The organism is Bacillus sp. LQ16 (assembly GCF_057784645.1).
The window spans coordinates 4,876,748-4,893,927 of record NZ_CM173491.1 but is presented as its reverse complement, the minus strand read 5'-3'; the positions used below and the strand labels follow the sequence as shown (position 1 = coordinate 4,893,927).

The window sequence follows — 17,180 nt, the reverse complement described above, 5'->3', positions numbered from 1 at the left end:
ACTTATCAAATGATAATAGTAGGCGGCGACGAGAGTTGGTACTCGTTATCAAAACCACAGTATAAGAGCATATAGCTCCGTACTTGTTAAGGCTAATTATGTGAGTAATTGGCGAAATAAGGTGGTACCGCGACTGTTTATACAGCCCCGCCCTTATCTTTTTTAAGATAAGGGCGGGGCTTTTTATATTTTAAAGGAGGAATGTAAGATGAGTATTTTTATTGGGGGCGCTTGGCCATATGCGAATGGCTCATTACATCTTGGACATATTGCGAGTTTATTACCTGGAGACATTTTAGCGCGTTATTACAGGGCAAAAGGTGAGAATGTGCTGTATGTTTCAGGGAGTGACTGCAATGGAACACCGATTGCAATTAGAGCAAAACAAGAAGGTGTGACAGCAAAAGAAATTGCTAATAAGTATCATGAAGAATTTCAGCGATGTTTTCGTGATCTCGGTTTTACGTATGATTGCTATACACGTACCGATAGCGAGCATCATCATGAAACTGTTCAAAAAGTTTTTTTACGTTTATTAGAAGAAGGCTATATTTATAAAAAAACAGTGGAACAAGCATATTGTGAAACGTGTACGCAGTTTTTACCGGATCGTTATGTAGAAGGAATATGTCCATATTGCCATGAAGCAGCAAGAGGAGATCAATGCGATGCTTGTTCTGCTATTTTAGATCCTCTTGATTTGTTAGAAAAGAAATGTAAGTTATGTGGTAGTACGCCATCTGTAGAGGAAACAGAGCATTTCTATTTTGCATTGCATACATTTCAGGAGCAAATTAAAAAAGTTGTAGAAATCGCAAAAGAAAAAGGAACATGGCGTGATAATGCAATTCAATTAACGGAAAGATATGTAAAGGAAGGGTTACAAGATAGGGCTGTATCAAGAGATTTACCAATCGGGGTATCAATTCCAGTGAAAGGGTATGAAGATAAAAAAATTTACGTATGGATTGAAGCAGTGGCAGGATATTATTCAGCGAGTAAACATTGGGCTGAAGAAACAGGAAAAGATGATCAAGAGTTTTGGAATAGCGATGCGCAAACATATTATGTACACGGCAAGGATAATATTCCATTTCACTCCGTCATTTGGCCAGCGGTATTACTTGGAATAGGGGAAGAAGCAATCCCACGTCATATCGTTTCGAATGAATATTTAACAGTTGAAAAAAGAAAATTATCTACAAGTAAAAACTGGGCAGTATGGGTGCCTGACATATTAGAACGCTATGATCCAGATTCTATCCGTTACTTCTTAACAGTAAATGCACCAGAAAATCGTGACACTGATTTTTCATGGCGTGAATTTATTTACAGTCATAATAGTGAATTGTTAGGAGCATATGGAAACTTTGTGAACCGCACATTAAAGTTTATTGAAAAATATTATGATGGCACTGTACCAAAGGGGACTATTGATATAGAGCTGAAAGATAAAGTAGAAGGATTATATAAAAATGTAGGAGAGGCGATTGAGCAAACTAAATTTAAGGTGGCGTTAGAGACAATATTTGATGCAATACGTTTTGCAAATAAATATTTTGATGAAAAGCAGCCTTGGAAACAAAGAGAAGATGATCCAGTTTCGTGTGAAGAAACGATTTATAACTGTGTGTATCTTATCGCTAATTTTGCAAATCTCCTTGAACCGTTTTTACCATTTTCAAGTGAAAGAGTTAGAAGCACATTGTCGATTATTAAACGAAATTGGGAACCGCAAAATACGTTGCCAAGTAGAATTGATAGCGTGCAGCCACTATTTGAGCGAATCGATGTAAAACAAATTGAGCATGAGGTAGGGAAGCTATATGGAGCGGTAAAGTGAAATATAGAAAAAGACCTTTCAAGTAAATGAAAGGTCTTTTGTTATGCAGTATGATTCTCTTTCTTATCTTTCAAAAAGAAAAGTACGGCAAGGATTACAAGAATAATAGCTGCAATATCATACGTTATTTTAAATGTAGTATTAAAGTTTAAGTACTCTACGAAAGGAGTTTTCACTGCTCCTGCATATATACAAACGGGAATGAGAAGTAAATCGTAAAATTTCTTTTCTTTCATATATCTTATTAGGAAGAAGATACACATAATAGCAAAAAATATGATGCTTAAAATAGTCATTTATACCTCCAGATAAATTTACTTATTTTAATTGCAGTTATATCTTTTATATAAATTCTGTATTTTTTCAAGCGCTATGCACGCGATTGTGTTTCCTTTCTTTTCTAGCCGTAAGCAGCTGAGGAGTGAAAATCCCAACCAATATAAAAATAATACCAATCCACTGCATGAATGTTACGACTTCATGTACAAGTGTAATAGAAGCGATAATAGCAGTTGGTAATTCAGCTGCACCTAATATTGTACCGAGTCCTGTTCCAACCTTTGGTACACCGATTGAAAAACAAATGACAGGTACAACAACGCCGAATAATCCGAGGAAGAAAGCATATTTCCATAGACCGGCTTGCAGGGCACCATCTGTTAAAAAGGTTGGTGGGAAGAATAGACATACGATAAGAGTCGCACTTGTTGTCATGAGAAAGCTTTTCGTATAAGGCGGAACATCTGTAGCAACGCGTCCGCTTGCAAAAACATAGAATGAAAAAGAGACTGCAGCTAATAGTCCAAAGATAATCCCTTTCGTAGAAAAACTTTGTCCGAGGCCTTCAAATACACCACCTGCAAACAATGTACCAGCAAATAAAATAAGGATAGATATGATCTTATCGCGGCTTGGAAATGTTCGATTTGCAATTGCTTCGATAATGACACCAATCCAAGTGAACTGAAAGAGTAGGACGACAGCGATAGATGCGGGTAGTTCTTCTACAGAAATAGCGTAGAAAATTCCAGTCATACTCATTGTTGTTCCGACGGTTAGTAATGAAAAGAATTGTTTTTTTGTTACTTTATGACGTGAAAAGAAAAGAACGAGTAGAAATAGTCCAATCCATCCGAAGACATATTGTCCCCCTAATAGTTGATGTGCTGAAAATCCATTTATGAATCCGAGTTTGAAAATAGTTGAAAGTATGCCGTAGCTGCAAGCACCGAATAAAACGAGCAATGAATATTTAAACTTATCCATGAAAAATCCTCCTTTTAAGTAATAAAAAACGCCCGCTATCCAAATAAGGATAACGGGCGAACGAAACAGAGTAAGACACTCTACAAAATTCCGCCACTCACACATGAAGTATGAGTTTGGGGTATGTAATTATAGTGAATGTTACATTGCTTTTGGGAATACAATGGAGCATTTTACACCTTGAGCTGTGTTTTGTATCCCGTAAGGAAACTGATGTTTATCTAATATTTGTTTCACGATATATAATCCAAGACCACTACCTTGTACTAAACCGTGTTTATCAGGGTTTGCGCGATAGAAAGGCTCAAATAAATGAGCAAGTTTATCTTCATCAATTTGTGAACCTGTATTCAATACTTCTAATGCGTAACCGTTTGGTTTTTCATAAAGCTTTATATATACGTGCTGATGGTCAATTGTATAATGAATTGCATTTGAAATAATGTTAAAAATAGCAGTTTGAATAAATTTAGGATCAGCTAAAATTTGTACGTCGTGTTTAATATTAGATTGTACATTTAATTGTTTTACAGATACAAAGTAATCTACTTTCTTTATAACATCCTCAATAATATTAGATAAAGAAATGACTTCTAAATTCGGTTTAAATTGAGGGTTTTGTATTTTGGATAATTCCGACATTTTTTCCGTTAATATGTTAATGTCTTGCATCATCTCGTAGGAACGTTTCAAATACTTATCTCTATCTTTATAAGCTCCAATTCCGTGAATCATGCCATCTAGTTGTCCCATAACGGCTGCGATGGGTGTTTTTAGTTCATGGGATACCATAGACATAAATTCTTTACGAGATTGTTCTAATTGTTGTTCCTTCTTGAGCTCATTTCTTAAATCTTGATTGCTTTCATGTAAATTCTTCACAATATTTGGTACTTGTGAAGCGGCTACTGACAAATTAAAATCTGTTTGATCTGTATTTTTGCTAAGTAGCTTTTTATCTGAGAAATCAAGATTCATAATATCTTTTAAAGCATCGCTCATATATTGAAAAGGTTTAGCAATTAGTTTTGCGTACATTAAAGATCCGAGTAGAGATAATGCAAGCATTGTCGCGCCAACCTGTGGAGCTAACTGCTGCAACGCATCTGCTAACTTTGGATTATCATTTGTATCATTTGTTTTACTTGCTGCATTTTGTGTATGTAAGGCATCATTATTAGCGGCTTTCTTTTCTGCTTCTGTAAGCTGATTAGAAGTGCTATTTTTCCCCGAAAGGTTTTGTGTATGTTCTTTTGCTTTTGCAGTTTGGCTAGGCTGCAAAAGGTGATTGATAGCTGCAGAAAGAGATTTATAATCTACAATAGAAGATTGGAAATTAGAAATGTTCCCTTCTGACACAGCTTTATTTTGATTCGTTTTACTTTGATCGTTTTGCTTATCTGAATCCGCCTGTTCTGTAGTCGGCGTTCCATTTTCTTTCGCAAAACGTTCTTTATCGTAGTTTGAAGCTAGAAAGTAAATAATTTGATAAAGACAAAGTGATAAAAGAATACAAAATAATAAGGTTTTGATGAAAATATTTTTGGTGATGTTGTCTTTACTACGATTCGATTTTGTAGCCAATACCTTTCACCGTTTTAATATAAGTAATTCCTAATTTTTTTCTTAAGTTTTTAATATGTGTATCTATAACTCTTACATCACCATAATGTTCATAGCCCCATACCTTATTCAACAAATCACTTCTTGATAATACTTTTCCTCGATTTTGCAGTAAAGTATAAATAATTTCAAATTCTTTTGTTGTCAATTCAATTTGATTACCATGAACATAAGCTGCATATGCTGTAGAGTTTAACATCAATTCATGGAATTGTAGTATAGTAGCAGCTTCTGCTTCCTTCGTTGCTGCCCTTCTTAATACAGCCTCTACACGCTTAATAAATACAGTGTAATGGAACGGTTTCGTAATATAGTCATCAATACCTAACTCAAATCCTTTAATTTCACTTTCTTCATTATGTAAGCCTGTTAACATAATGATTGGTACATCAGATTGTCCTCGCATAATTTTACAAATACTATAGCCATCTATATCTGGTAACATTACATCGAGGAGGACAAGATCATATGAATTTTTTTGGAAAAGAAGAATACCTTCTGTTCCAGCACCAACTACATCAACGGTAAAGTTTTGTGCCATTAGAAATTCACGAATAAGTTCTTGTATATCTGGGTTGTCTTCAATCACCAGTATATGCGTCATAGTAACACCTCCTAAATAACGCTTTTTACTGCAATATTCGAATTCATCATTTTTCGAGTGACTCAGATTGTTTATACATATAATAAGCCCCCGCTATAAAATAATCATGAAGGTAGCAAGGGGAATAGTTTAGTGTTACTGAATAGTTCAGAATTACAGTAGTTCTATTATAGTATGTATTATAAAATTTATAAAACATTATAACTGTATAATTTTAATATCTACGTTTATCAATGTTTAGATATTGGCTAATCAAATCTATTCCTATTATATATGTAAATACAGTTGTTTTGCTACTGTAAATGAATAAATAAAATAAGCCAAGACATAAAATTCTTGGCTACACATAAATCTTGTTTTTAGGCTATTTGACAGTGACAGTAGCTTGCTGCTGAACGCGCTCAAATAACCAGTGTATATCATTATTATACATACGAATACAACCAAGTGTTGTCCATTTGCCGATTGCTTGATTATTGTTAGTTCCGTGAATCGCATAAGTTGTTCCGTAAGTTCCTGCCATATTTAATCCAAGCCAACGGTCACCAAGTGGATTACGTGGATCCCCGCCTTTAATTTTGCCTGTATAATAAGGGCGGTTTTTAATTTTATTTACGATTTGAAAAGTGCCTTTAGGTGTAGGCGTTGCAGCTTTTCCAGTAGCGACAGTAAAACTTTTTATAAATTTTCCATCCTGATAATAATCCATTTTATTTAACTGAGTGTCTACAATTAATTGATCTTTCGTTGTAGCGGCCTCTGCGCTAGCGAATGGAAGAGTTAAAAATCCTAATGATAATAGTGCGCTTAATAATAATTTTTTCATTGTTATTCTCCTTTTACTATCGTAATAGTCTTACATACAATGAAGTTGTAATCCTCGTAATGCTTTATTTACATTTTCATCTAATGTTTCAAAGAATGTAGTGATTTTGCTGTTGTGTTTGTTGTTTTTATCAATAAGTAATCTTTCGTTTAATAAAAGCTCACCACGTAGTCCAAAACTTTGAACTTGAATATTTAGCTCATCTTCATTTTCAGAAATAATTGGTAAGAAATAGTGAAAAGCTTTCGTTGGAATGATGTAGCTTTTGCCAATCATGCTTTCTTGGTTTGAGTTAGTCCATTTTTTCGTGACAATTTTAATATTCTTTTTTGAAACGATAAAAGATAGTGTTGTAGATTTTGTTAAACTTACGTCAAATTCACTTGTTTCACATATGTGTAAATTAAAAACGGTTTCATTTTGATGAGATTCAACATTTGTATTAATAAAATCGTGCATTTTATATGCTTCCATTTCGTATTCACCCTTTTTTCAATTTCGAAAAACGACTTATATTTATTCAAATTAATGCTTAGTCATATATTAGTTAAATTTTTCAACAAATTCCGATATAATCTTACAATACGTATATGAAGCTAATATGAAGTTAGCATGAGTTTGTGGTGGTTTTTTATTGAGAACAAAATAAGAAAGGTTTTCCAGTGTTAAAAAATGGATAAAATTTGCATATTATTAATGCGTCTTTTTGTTATTTCGACTTAAAAAATGCTTTTAGCTACTTAATAAAGAACGGAAATCATTAGTGTGACCCTTACAAAAATGTAATAAAAATGTAAGCTATTGTGATAGTTATTTCGACAATTTTTTTATACAATAATAGTAAGAAGTTGTACGTGATTGAAAGGAGAGATGACATGGAATGGATTCATGAATTATTTCAGCAATACGGGTACTATGTTGTACTTGTAGGTTTGCTGTTAGAATATATTGCACTTCCGTTTCCGGGAGAGCCAACGTTAGCATATGCGGGATTTTTAGCACATAAGGGTGATTTAAGTTTACCGATTTTAATTATTCTATCCTTTATTGGGACAAGTGTAGGAATGACGATTCAATACTTTTTAGGAAATAAATTAGGTATGCCTTTCATTCAAAAGTATGGGAAATACGTATTTTTAACACAAAGAAAAATTGACTTAACGAGAATGTGGTTTGATAAGTATGGGTACTTCCTGATTTTTATTGGTTTCTTTATTCCTGGTGTACGTCATTTCACAGGATACTTTGCAGGAATTATTAATTTACCATTCCGTCGTTTTGCCATTACAATTTATTCAGGCGCTCTATTTTGGGTATCATTCTTCTTAATCGGTGGTTACTGGTTAGGTGGAAACTTACATGATATCTTTGGAGTGCTAGAAGGTCATATCGGTAAAATCATTTTTGGAGTTATTGTGATTGTAGCAGTTACGTTAGGTATTCGTTTCCGTAAGCAGTTAAAACGAGTATTACTACAAAACGCAAGTTAATATGAAATCCATTCTATGTCAGAATTTAGGAAGTCAGTGCAAAAGCACTGACTTTTTTATTTTTAAGACTATGTTTAATGCACATTTTACATTCTTTATAGGAATTTGATACAGGATAAGAAATAAGTATCTTGTCAATTATTATAGTCGTAATGACAATTATAATTGACAAGTATAAGGATATTATTTACAATTTTAATTAAATAAATGAAAAAGAGGGAAGACATGAAGCTTCAAAATCGAGTGAGGGAATTGCGAGCAAAGCATCGTTTATCACAAGGGGATTTAGGAAAAGTGATTGGATCATCACGGCAAACGATTAGTTTAATTGAGCGCGGGGATTATGCACCATCTATCGTATTGTCGTTAAAAATCGCACAAATTTTCAATGTACCGGTGGAGGAAATATTTACGTTAGTAGAGGGGGAAGAGGACGATGAAGAGTAAGAGTAAGCGAAAAAAACAATTTGATTCTGTGGGGAAAATAGCATTAAGTATGATAGGAGGCTTTTTAACGTCTTATATAGCTTTAAATTTACTCTCGGATGAACCGAGAAAATTATCATCCAATACATTTATAGGTATATGTACTATTTTTGGAATTTTAATGATGTACTATACTTGGAAGAATACACGTATGTTAGCAGAGGCACGCGATGAAGAAGAGAGCGTACAAGGCAGAAAATTAGGCATTATAAGTATATATTTACGTGTAGGTGATATAGTTACGCAGGCATGGTTTGTATATGCAGTTATTACATGTAGACGTGCACTGTTGCAGGATACAAATGTTTCATTTGCGGTGTGGAATTTAGTAGCTTCTATTGTTTGTTTAACTACTGTAGTAACTATCGGACTCATAACAAAAAATCGTTATAATAAGCTATATCCTGAACAAGGTGTAACGTATATGGAATCTATGAAAATGTGGACGAAAAACGCAGATGAAGGATTAAAGCACATTGTGCATGAGGCTGGATATAAAGCATATGAATTTACGAATACAATATTGGCATATGTATGGTGGGCTGCCGTTATATATACAGCTGCTAGTGATATCGATTTTGTATTAATTGGCTTAATCTCATTTATTTGGATATTGCATCTCGGGAAGTTCATGTACGAAATGCAGAGAAAAATGATTTATTAAGGGGAGAAAAAGGTGGATATTTTAAGAAGGCCAGCTGGCTCAATGACAGTGGCGCTAATTCTGTCCATTTTATACGGAGTAATCCGAACTGGGAAATTAGAAGTAATTTTGAACCTATGGGCAATAGTTGGAATTTCATTGTTAGTGTTAGCCATTCATGAGCTAGGACATGTAGTATTTGGTGTAATAGGTGGTTTAACATTTAAATTTATGACAGTAGGACCCATTACTATTCAAAAAGAAAAGGGAAAATTACGTATTCGAGAAAATAAATTATGGGCGTACTTTGGAGGCGTTGCAACACTAGTACCACCTTCTATAGAGACACCGAATCTTTCGAAAAAGTGGGCGTGGCTCACTTTAGGTGGACCGATTACGAGTTTACTATTTGGTATTACTTCCGGTTACATATACATGGTGAGTTATTATCAATATCTTTTATATTTTTCCTTTTTCCATTTTGCAATCTTTGCGGTTACAATTGTGCCAATAAAAGGAATGCTTATGAGTGATGGGATGCAATTTCTTATTTTAATTAAAGATGATGAAAGAGCTAGAAATCACTTATATGAGATTCAAATATCGAGTGAGTTATTTAGTTATAAAAGACCGAAAGATTGGGATGAAAGATTAGTAGAATTGAGTGAGGAGAAAATAAAAGAGAATAAAGGGATAAGAGAGATAATGAGTAGACTTATGCTCGTCTTTTTTGCTCGTGCAGATCAAGAGGGAATGGAAAGAGCGATACCGTATATAGAACGAATTGTTCAACTACCTGTAACGAAAGAAAATAAGTTTTTCGTTAGTAGTTTTCATAGTTGGTACCTTTTATATAAAGCTCTTTATCAGATGGATAGTCTTTCGTTGCAAGAAGCAAAGGAACATGCAAAGGCTATTACAAAAATGGACCTAAGTGGATATTACCGTACACAAGGAATTATTAAATATGTAGAGGGCAATATGGAAGCGTCCCGTACTTATATGAAGAAAGCTGATCAAGAATTAAAGAGCGCCGAGAAGAGTGAAATGGGATATTTACAATTAGAAAGAGAATGGTTTAAGCAGCTAAAAGAGAGGGTATCTTACGATGGGTGAGGTATCCTCTTTTTTATATGTCGTCTTATGCCGTTCCATAAACAGCCTAGGGCGAGTAAAATGAGATAAGAAGAGCAAAGCTTGGAGGAAGTAAATATGGAAATCTTATCAATTATTTTGATAGTCTTGCTCATTTATGTTGTTTTTAAAGTGGCATATGTAGCATTAAAGATACTCGCGATCCTATTAATTATCTTTTTAATCGTAGAGTTCGGCAGTAAGTTGCTTGGGGGATAGGGTATGTTGTGCGTTTTGAGTGTCGAAGAATGTCGGTAAATCGATATCTTGTGTCGAAGCGTCGATATAATGAAAAAATCGTTGATATAAGTGGAGAAACGATCGATATATTTGAAAAATCGTTGATATATTTTAGTGAATACGAAGTGGGGTATATGGAAAAGAAGTTGCCGTGAGGGTAACTTCTTTTTATCGTGATGCGGGGTATGCAAACCAACATAAAAAAGCTGGAAGAGTATCTTCCAGCTTAAGAGTTACTTTCGATTTGGCGACCGCTATCTTCTTCATTGTCTTGTAATAGGTTGAATACGTCTGCTAAGCAGAATGCAATGAACCAAGTCCATAGACCGTGGAAGAAAGCTGAGCTTAATTGAAGTGGTAATGTATAGTTTGTCATTGAGTAGGAAATACATCCACCAACGATTCCGATCATTGTTAATAACATTGTTTTTTGAGCATTTTCTTCTGGATTGAAGAGGAAGTAAATGTATCCGCCTAAAATTGAAGCGCTTACAAGTGTTTCGATTCCATTAAAAATGATATTCTCTCCAAGCTGTGTGTTTGTCCAGAAGCAGATTGTTCCGCCGATAATAGCAAACAGGACAGCTATTGTATATCGTATATATTGATTCATATGTTCATCTCCTTATGTAATAAGATGATTTGGAAGTCAAAAAGGTAGGTATAGTATATTGAAGTGAGTTTTAATTGTACGTATCTTTTTATAAAAAGATCATTGAAGAGTAACTAAGATGATCGGTTGTTTAAACCGTTACGTGTATGGTGTCTGAAATATACCCGACTGCTCGTTTCTTTTTGCTTGTAAAATAAGAGAAACTTCCAAGTCTATATACTCTTTTTTTGTGAGTCTGCTTTCATTATAACACATTTAGAGACATAATAATAGAATTATCTGATTTTGTAATAAGTGTAAAAAATAAAAAGCGCAAGGAAATACCATTAACAGTGCAGTTTAGTGGAAGAAGGATTTTAATTTATTATGATGAAATATGTAATCAAGGTGAGATCTAAGAAGGAGGCTTAAATACTATAAAAAATGTTTTATAGTATGAATGTAAGGGAGGAGAGCTAACTTGGAGTTCACAACAGAAAGATTAATAATTAGACCTTTTAAGAGTACTGATTTACAGGATGTATTTGTTATTTATAGTAGTGATGATACATGTAAGTTCCTATTACATAATAAGTGGACTCATGAAGACATGCAGAAAAGATTTAATAAGAAGTTAGCAAATAATGTACTTACTAAAGAATCAATATTAAGTTTGGCAGTTATATACAAAACTAAAGTAGTTGGTGATTTATCCGTATGGTACACAAATATGAAAGACACTGTTGAGATTGGTTATAGTTTTTCAAATGAAGTAGCTGGGAGAGGTTTGGCGACAGAAGCAGTAAGTAGTTTGGTATTGAAATTATTTAATGAATTTAATGTACATCGTATACAGGCTAATCTTGATGCACGTAATACAGCTTCACAAAAATTGTGTGAACGAATAGGCATGAGAAAGGAAGCCCATTTCATACAAGATTTTTGGAATAAAGATGAATGGACAGATAGTATTGTATATGGGATGCTATCCTCCGATTTGTAGTAATAAACTTAGTGATTTTATTATGCTAAAAGGTACGTGAGTTGAATAACAAAGGGCATAACATATTATATATGACTAATATGTTATGCCCTTTAATTTATTAACCTTTTTTATATGCGTTTGAAACGGCCGACAATTTCAACTGTTTCAGTAATGTTCATAAATGCTTTGTTATCCACTTGACGGATAATACGTTTCATTTCGCCTAACTCATAGCGAGTCACGACAGTGTAAATCATTTTTTTCTTATGGTTTGTATAGCCGCCGACAGCGTCTACCATTGTCACCCCGCGTATGCCGTGATGTAGTAGTGCGCTTTTTATTTCCTCACCTTTTTCTGTAACTGTCATTATCGTTAATTTAATATGTTTCGTATGCACAGCATCGATAACTTTGCTGACTACAAACCGGCTAATTAACGTATAAAGTGTAATATCCCATCCGAAAATAAAACCTGCTGCAACAAGTAAGACTAAGTTGAATACAAAGATGATTGCTCCAATTGAAATATCTCGATGTTTCGCTACAATCAATCCAACAACATCAAAGCCACCTGTTGAAGAAGCAAATCGGAATATGATTCCGGAAGCTGCTCCGCAGATTACACCACCGAATACAGAAGATAGTAAAATATCGTCTGAAACCTGGTGTACAGGGATAATGTTCATCGCTAACGATGATACAGCTACAAAGTAAGCTGTTAAAAAGGTTGTCTTCTTGCCTAAGTAAAAGTGACTTAAAATAAGAAGAGGAATGTTTAGTAAAAAGATAAGTGCACCGATATTGTAGTGCATTAAATAACCGATAATCATCCCTACACCAGCGAATCCACCGCTAATCATGTTATGCGGGATAAAAAACATATTCATAGAAATTGCATACAAAATAGAAGCTATAAAAATAACAACCAACTGTATCATAAATTCTAAGTGAAATGTTTTAGCTGCTGGGAAGGATAAAAAGGCGGTGTCGGGAACGTAATCGGCGTCTCCTAGTTGACCCATAGTATGTTTCATCTCCATATTCATTTTTGATTACAAGAAGAGAATAAAGGTTTTTTCAAAAACTGGCAATAGTTTTATTATAATGCAAAAATTTTATAAATTTCTAATAAATCAAGCCTATTCATTGATGTGTGTGAATATACTAAAGAAAGCGAATACAACGTTTCTAAATTATTATTTTCTTGAGAAAATATGCAAAATACTTTTTTTGAAAATAAAAGGAAATAGAGAATGTTTGCCTAATGTGCTAAAATGACCTTATTAAGGATGTGAAGCGATGGAATTTTTATTGCAGGATGCAATTCTATATATATCGTTTGTAACGACGGCACTTTGTTTATTAGAAGTTTTCTTCCTTGCTAATGTTTCTCGCTTTGTGCGTCAACAAGCATCAAGCGGTAGACAAAGAGCTTTTGCGTTAGTTGATACATGTGAAGATAGTGCGGGAAATGTACCGCTATTTTCTATTTTTTATAAATATGGAATGATTCGTTCTGTACGCAGACAAGAATCAAGTGAAGAGAATGACGAGGTCGGTCCGTATACACCAATGTTTCGCTAAATAATTACGAAACATTGGAGGAATGAACATGTTAAAATCATACCGAGCTGTGCTCGTTAGTTTATCATTATTATTTGTTTTTGTTTTATCTGGTTGCAGTAATGCAGCCCCAATTGATGCACATAGTACTGGGATTTGGGATCATTATTTTGTATATCCAATCTCGTTTATGATTCAATTTGTTGCTCATCATATACCTGGAGCTAGCTTTGGGATTGCTATCATTATTATGACGCTCGTTATTCGTTCAGCAATGATTCCATTAGCTGTTTCGCAATATCGCAGCCAAGCGAAAATGAAGAAAATGCAACCTGAATTGCAGAAGCTAAAGAAAAAGTACGGTGATGTAAGCAAAGACCTTGAAAAACAAAAGCAGTATCAAAAAGAAATGTCAGAACTAATGAAATCAGGCGGTTGGAATCCACTTGCTGGTTGCTGGCCATTATTAATACAAATGCCGATTTTCTCTGCTTTGTATTATGCGATTAGCAGAACAGAAGAGATTCGCACATCTTCGTTTTTATGGGTGAACCTAGGACATGCAGATCCATATCATATATTACCAATTATTGCAGCGTTAACGACATTTATTCAGATGAAAGTTTTCCAATCGAATATTACACCTGGAGAACAAGTACAGATGCTAAAGATGCAGCAAATTATGATGCCGGCAATGATTCTATTTATGGGGTTTGCGGCGCCATCAGGACTTGTGTTGTACTGGATAACAGGTAACTTATTTACAATGACACAAACAATTGTATTAAGAAAAATAATGGAACGTGAAGAGTTACAATTACAAAAAGCATAGAGAAACACCGCTCATTACGAGCGGTGTTTTTTTGTTAAGTCGTTAAGGAAATGTTAAGAAACCGACATTACTATAGGCATTGTATACGAAAGTGTACATGCATTAGAAATATGAAGGAGGAAATTTCCTATGAAGAAGAAAACAGTTGGGTATTTAGCGATTGCAGGTGCTTTATCATTCGGAATCATTGGAGGAGTCGGTATTCCGGCATTCGCGGCAACGAATACTCCAGCAGTGGATCAGCCTGCAAAAACGGCGAAAAAGGATTTGGATGACGCTACAAAACAAAAAGTAAAAACAATTATGGACGATACAAAGAAACAGTTAGAGGAACTAGGTGTAAAGCTTCCAGAGAAAGAGAAGCGTAAAGACATGTTTGCAGGATTAGATGAACAGGCGAAAGAAAAAGCGAAGTCCATTTTAGAGCAAGAGAAATCCGGAAAACTAACACGTGAACAAGCAAAAGAGGAATTAACAAAGCTAGGCGTGAAAATGCCGGAGAAAGGTAAGCATGGAGACATGTTTGCAGGATTAGATGAACAGGCGAAAGAAAAAGCGAAGTCCATTTTAGAGCAAGAGAAATCTGGAAAATTAACACGTGAACAAGCGCAAGAGGAATTATCAAAGTTAGGTGTGAAAATGCCAGAGAAAGGTAAGCGTAAAGATATGCTTGCTAATTTAGATGAACAGACGAAAGAAAAAGTGAAGTCAATTTTTGAGCAAGAAAAATCCGGAAAATTAACGCATGAGCAAGCAAAAGAAGAATTAACGAAGTTAGGCGTGAAACTCCCAGAGAAAAAGAAGCATGAAGACATCTTTGCAGGATTAGATGAAGCAACAAAAGAAAAAGCAAAAGCGATTTTAGACAATGAAAAGAAACAATTAGAGGCATTGAATGTTGATTTACCGCACCATAAGTTTTTTATGAAAAAAGAAGATAAATAATTGAATGAAGTCGTATCTTTCGTGTGGGCAACAGGAAGGTACGTGCAAGGGCCGATTTCTATAAGTAGAAATCGGTCCCTTTTAATGAGGCATTGAAATTCTTTTTATTGTTAGTATGTATCCGAAGACGCAGTAGAAGATTGCAAAACCGATAAACACTTCCGTATATTGATATTTACCCAATAAGTAGAAGGAAACAGCTGGTATAATAGCTACAGCTAAAATGCTATAACCAGGATACTTGTTTCGATACATGATAGCGAATAGAACAGAGAGAAATGTAGCGATGATACAAAAGACAGCAATCATTATTAGTACACCTCCTAAAAGAATTATACCATTTTTAGGGAATTAGAGAAGTTTTGTATGTTCTGTTATAATATAAGAAGAGAAATATTTCCTATGTTATATAAAAAAATATATTGATTTTTTCTAACAATTCAATATAATGAACAATAACTACAAAATTCGACATCAAGAAGTGATGATGAGGACATGATCAATTTTTTACGATTCTCAGAGAGGGAAGCCTTTGGCTGTGAGCTTCCTAATACGGAAAAATGGATTACCACCTCTGAACTGCAGCAGTGAACGAGCATCTAGTAATTGCTTGCCGGCAAAAACCGTTATTTAGACTTGAGAAATTGGTGAAGTGTGTTACTTTGCGAATTGAAACAAGGGTGGAACCACGAATACAACACTCGTCCCTTTTTTAGGGAGGAGTGTTTTTTTATTTCATTTTTGCATCACACTAGGATTGGAAGGAGGATACGCAGCATGCATCATGATGAGAAGAACAAAATTGGTTTAACAGTAGCACTTTCTATCGTAGTAGGAACGATTATTGGATCTGGTGTGTTTATGAAACCAGGGAGCGTATTAGATTACTCGGGGAGTTCTAATATGGCCATTCTTGCTTGGGTAATTGGTGGTCTGTTGACGTTAGCGAGTGGTTTAACAGTAGCTGAAATTGGAGCGCAAATCCCGAAAAATGGTGGGTTGTATACGTATTTAGAGGAGATTTACGGAAGTTTTTGGGGATATTTATCAGGTTGGATGCAAACAATTGTTTATGGACCTGCTATTATCGGAACATTAGGTTTATACTTTAGTTCTTTAATGATTAATTTTTTCTATTTAGATAAAGTATGGAATTTACCAATTGCAATTGGAACAGTTGTGTTCCTTGGCGTTGTAAATAGTATGGGAACAAAATACGGAGGTATCGTCCAAACAATCACGACAATCGGGAAGATGATTCCGATCATATTAATTGTCGTGCTAGGTTTTTGGAAAGGGAATAGCGATATCTTTAACGTAGTTGTGCCGATATCGGAAAATCAAAGTATCGGTATGGCAATTTTAGCAACGTTATTTGCTTATGACGGCTGGATTTTACTTGCTTCGATTGGCGGAGAAATGAAGAATCCAACAAAGTTATTACCGAAAGCAATGACAGTGGGGATTTTAATCGTAACTGCTGCTTACGTATTAATTAACTTGGCGTTATTAAATGTATTACCAGCAGCGAAAATTGTAGACCTTGGAGAAAATGCGACAGCGACAGCTGCGGGTATGTTACTTGGAGAATATGGCGGGAAAATTATTAGTATCGGTATTATCGTTTCTATTTTCGGCTGTTTAAATGGAAAGATTTTAACATTCCCACGTATTCCAATGTCTATGGCGGAACGTGGACAACTTCCATTTTCTAAGTTTATTGCAAAGGAAAGTCCGAGATTTAAAACACCAGCAAATGCGATTACTGTTGAAATCATTTTAGGAATTATTTTAATGATTATTAGTGATCCAAATAAGCTATCTGAGATTTCCGTATTCATTATTTATATTTTCTACGTAATGACGTTTATTGGTGTCTTCATTTTAAGAAAACGTAATAAGAATAAAGAGCGTGCATATAGTGTACCGTTATTCCCAATCGTACCAATCGTAGCGATTTTAGGTTCGTTCTTTGTAATCGGTAGTGCGATTATTAACGATCCGGTAAGTTGTTTCTTATCAATTGGAATTGTCTTTACTGGACTGCCGGTGTATTGGTACTTAAATAAGAAGAAAGAAACAGAATGATGGAAGGGTAGGCGTATAAT

Annotated in this window: 20 protein-coding genes and 2 other annotated features (1 of these 22 cut by a window edge); of the genes, 11 read left to right on the top strand and 9 right to left on the bottom strand. The window is 34.6% G+C overall.

Annotated features, from left to right (window positions below):
* Nucleotides 1-158 (top strand) — a binding site (T-box leader); it begins 113 nt to the left of the window's first position.
* A gap of 50 nt (nt 159-208) precedes the next feature.
* The gene (gene metG / locus AC3EMB_RS24935) at nt 209-1,843 is read left to right on the top strand and encodes a methionine--tRNA ligase (RefSeq protein ID WP_168410389.1); all 1,635 of its coding nucleotides are present in this window, start codon (nt 209-211) and stop codon (nt 1,841-1,843) included.
* A gap of 41 nt (nt 1,844-1,884) precedes the next feature.
* On the opposite strand, the gene AC3EMB_RS24930 is transcribed toward metG, so the two are convergent.
* The 6 genes from AC3EMB_RS24930 to AC3EMB_RS24905 all read right to left on the bottom strand — a co-directional run bounded on the left by AC3EMB_RS24930 (nt 1,885) and on the right by AC3EMB_RS24905 (nt 6,636).
* Nucleotides 1,885-2,139, bottom strand: coding sequence for a hypothetical protein (locus AC3EMB_RS24930; RefSeq protein WP_000154123.1), 255 nt, complete (start codon nt 2,137-2,139; stop codon nt 1,885-1,887).
* 67 nt (nt 2,140-2,206) lie between these two features.
* Nucleotides 2,207-3,109, bottom strand: coding sequence for an EamA family transporter (locus AC3EMB_RS24925; RefSeq protein ID WP_000357148.1), 903 nt, complete (start codon nt 3,107-3,109; stop codon nt 2,207-2,209).
* A 141-nt stretch (nt 3,110-3,250) separates the two neighbouring features.
* The gene (locus AC3EMB_RS24920) at nt 3,251-4,693 is read right to left on the bottom strand and encodes a sensor histidine kinase (protein WP_088023116.1); all 1,443 of its coding nucleotides are present in this window, start codon (nt 4,691-4,693) and stop codon (nt 3,251-3,253) included.
* Nucleotides 4,671-5,336, bottom strand: a complete 666-nt coding sequence (locus AC3EMB_RS24915) for a response regulator transcription factor (RefSeq protein WP_000148834.1) — start codon at nt 5,334-5,336, stop codon at nt 4,671-4,673. Before AC3EMB_RS24915 ends, AC3EMB_RS24920 begins: the two co-directional genes overlap by 23 nt.
* 364 nt (nt 5,337-5,700) lie before the next feature.
* Complete coding sequence (locus AC3EMB_RS24910; RefSeq protein WP_000735058.1) at nt 5,701-6,162, bottom strand: L,D-transpeptidase; 462 nt, start codon at nt 6,160-6,162, stop codon at nt 5,701-5,703.
* A gap of 30 nt (nt 6,163-6,192) precedes the next feature.
* Nucleotides 6,193-6,636, bottom strand: a complete 444-nt coding sequence (locus tag AC3EMB_RS24905) for a DUF3978 family protein (RefSeq protein ID WP_000388762.1) — start codon at nt 6,634-6,636, stop codon at nt 6,193-6,195.
* Nucleotides 6,637-7,037: 401 nt separating this feature from the next.
* Here AC3EMB_RS24905 and AC3EMB_RS24900 point away from each other — a divergent pair, with 401 nt between their 5' ends.
* From AC3EMB_RS24900 to AC3EMB_RS24880, 5 genes are all read left to right on the top strand, one after another.
* Nucleotides 7,038-7,652, top strand: a complete 615-nt coding sequence (locus tag AC3EMB_RS24900; RefSeq protein ID WP_000454754.1) for a DedA family protein — start codon at nt 7,038-7,040, stop codon at nt 7,650-7,652.
* 225 nt (nt 7,653-7,877) lie between these two features.
* Nucleotides 7,878-8,099 (top strand): helix-turn-helix transcriptional regulator, encoded by a 222-nt coding sequence (locus AC3EMB_RS24895; RefSeq protein ID WP_000776173.1) that lies wholly within the window; start codon nt 7,878-7,880, stop codon nt 8,097-8,099.
* Nucleotides 8,089-8,802 (top strand): DUF3169 family protein, encoded by a 714-nt coding sequence (locus tag AC3EMB_RS24890; RefSeq protein WP_075719344.1) that lies wholly within the window; start codon nt 8,089-8,091, stop codon nt 8,800-8,802. The genes AC3EMB_RS24895 and AC3EMB_RS24890 overlap by 11 nt, the downstream gene beginning before the upstream one ends.
* Nucleotides 8,803-8,844: 42 nt before the next feature.
* Complete coding sequence (locus tag AC3EMB_RS24885) at nt 8,845-9,897, top strand: zinc metalloprotease (protein ID WP_002083694.1); 1,053 nt, start codon at nt 8,845-8,847, stop codon at nt 9,895-9,897.
* A 96-nt stretch (nt 9,898-9,993) separates the two neighbouring features.
* On the top strand, nt 9,994-10,134 hold the full coding sequence (locus AC3EMB_RS24880) for a DUF3985 family protein (RefSeq protein WP_000404758.1): 141 nt from the start codon (nt 9,994-9,996) through the stop codon (nt 10,132-10,134).
* 247 nt (nt 10,135-10,381) lie between these two features.
* Here the strand turns inward: AC3EMB_RS24880 and AC3EMB_RS24875 are convergent, their stop codons facing one another.
* Nucleotides 10,382-10,768, bottom strand: a complete 387-nt coding sequence (locus AC3EMB_RS24875) for a DUF3938 domain-containing protein (protein WP_001077773.1) — start codon at nt 10,766-10,768, stop codon at nt 10,382-10,384.
* 460 nt (nt 10,769-11,228) lie between these two features.
* Between AC3EMB_RS24875 and AC3EMB_RS24870 the strand changes: the two genes are divergently transcribed.
* On the top strand, nt 11,229-11,750 hold the full coding sequence (locus AC3EMB_RS24870; RefSeq protein WP_089171946.1) for a GNAT family N-acetyltransferase: 522 nt from the start codon (nt 11,229-11,231) through the stop codon (nt 11,748-11,750).
* Between the two features lie 110 nt (nt 11,751-11,860).
* Here the strand turns inward: AC3EMB_RS24870 and AC3EMB_RS24865 are convergent, their stop codons facing one another.
* Nucleotides 11,861-12,754, bottom strand: a complete 894-nt coding sequence (locus tag AC3EMB_RS24865; protein ID WP_000530043.1) for a YitT family protein — start codon at nt 12,752-12,754, stop codon at nt 11,861-11,863.
* A gap of 277 nt (nt 12,755-13,031) precedes the next feature.
* Here AC3EMB_RS24865 and AC3EMB_RS24860 point away from each other — a divergent pair, with 277 nt between their 5' ends.
* The 3 genes from AC3EMB_RS24860 (at nt 13,032) to AC3EMB_RS24850 (ending at nt 15,072) form a co-directional block, all read left to right on the top strand.
* The gene (locus AC3EMB_RS24860) at nt 13,032-13,316 is read left to right on the top strand and encodes a hypothetical protein (RefSeq protein WP_000394930.1); all 285 of its coding nucleotides are present in this window, start codon (nt 13,032-13,034) and stop codon (nt 13,314-13,316) included.
* Nucleotides 13,317-13,344: 28 nt separating this feature from the next.
* Nucleotides 13,345-14,127: a membrane protein insertase YidC gene (yidC, locus tag AC3EMB_RS24855; protein ID WP_000920524.1), complete on the top strand. Its 783-nt coding sequence runs from the start codon at nt 13,345-13,347 to the stop codon at nt 14,125-14,127.
* Between the two features lie 129 nt (nt 14,128-14,256).
* Nucleotides 14,257-15,072: a hypothetical protein gene (locus AC3EMB_RS24850; RefSeq protein ID WP_088023100.1), complete on the top strand. Its 816-nt coding sequence runs from the start codon at nt 14,257-14,259 to the stop codon at nt 15,070-15,072.
* 81 nt (nt 15,073-15,153) lie between these two features.
* Here AC3EMB_RS24850 and AC3EMB_RS24845 read toward each other — a convergent pair whose 3' ends face one another.
* Nucleotides 15,154-15,381 (bottom strand): hypothetical protein, encoded by a 228-nt coding sequence (locus AC3EMB_RS24845; RefSeq protein WP_098126729.1) that lies wholly within the window; start codon nt 15,379-15,381, stop codon nt 15,154-15,156.
* A gap of 166 nt (nt 15,382-15,547) precedes the next feature.
* Nucleotides 15,548-15,784 (top strand) — a binding site (T-box leader).
* Between the two features lie 65 nt (nt 15,785-15,849).
* Between AC3EMB_RS24845 and AC3EMB_RS24840 the strand changes: the two genes are divergently transcribed.
* Nucleotides 15,850-17,160, top strand: coding sequence for an APC family permease (locus AC3EMB_RS24840; RefSeq protein ID WP_078401293.1), 1,311 nt, complete (start codon nt 15,850-15,852; stop codon nt 17,158-17,160).
* Nucleotides 17,161-17,180 lie beyond the last annotated feature (20 nt).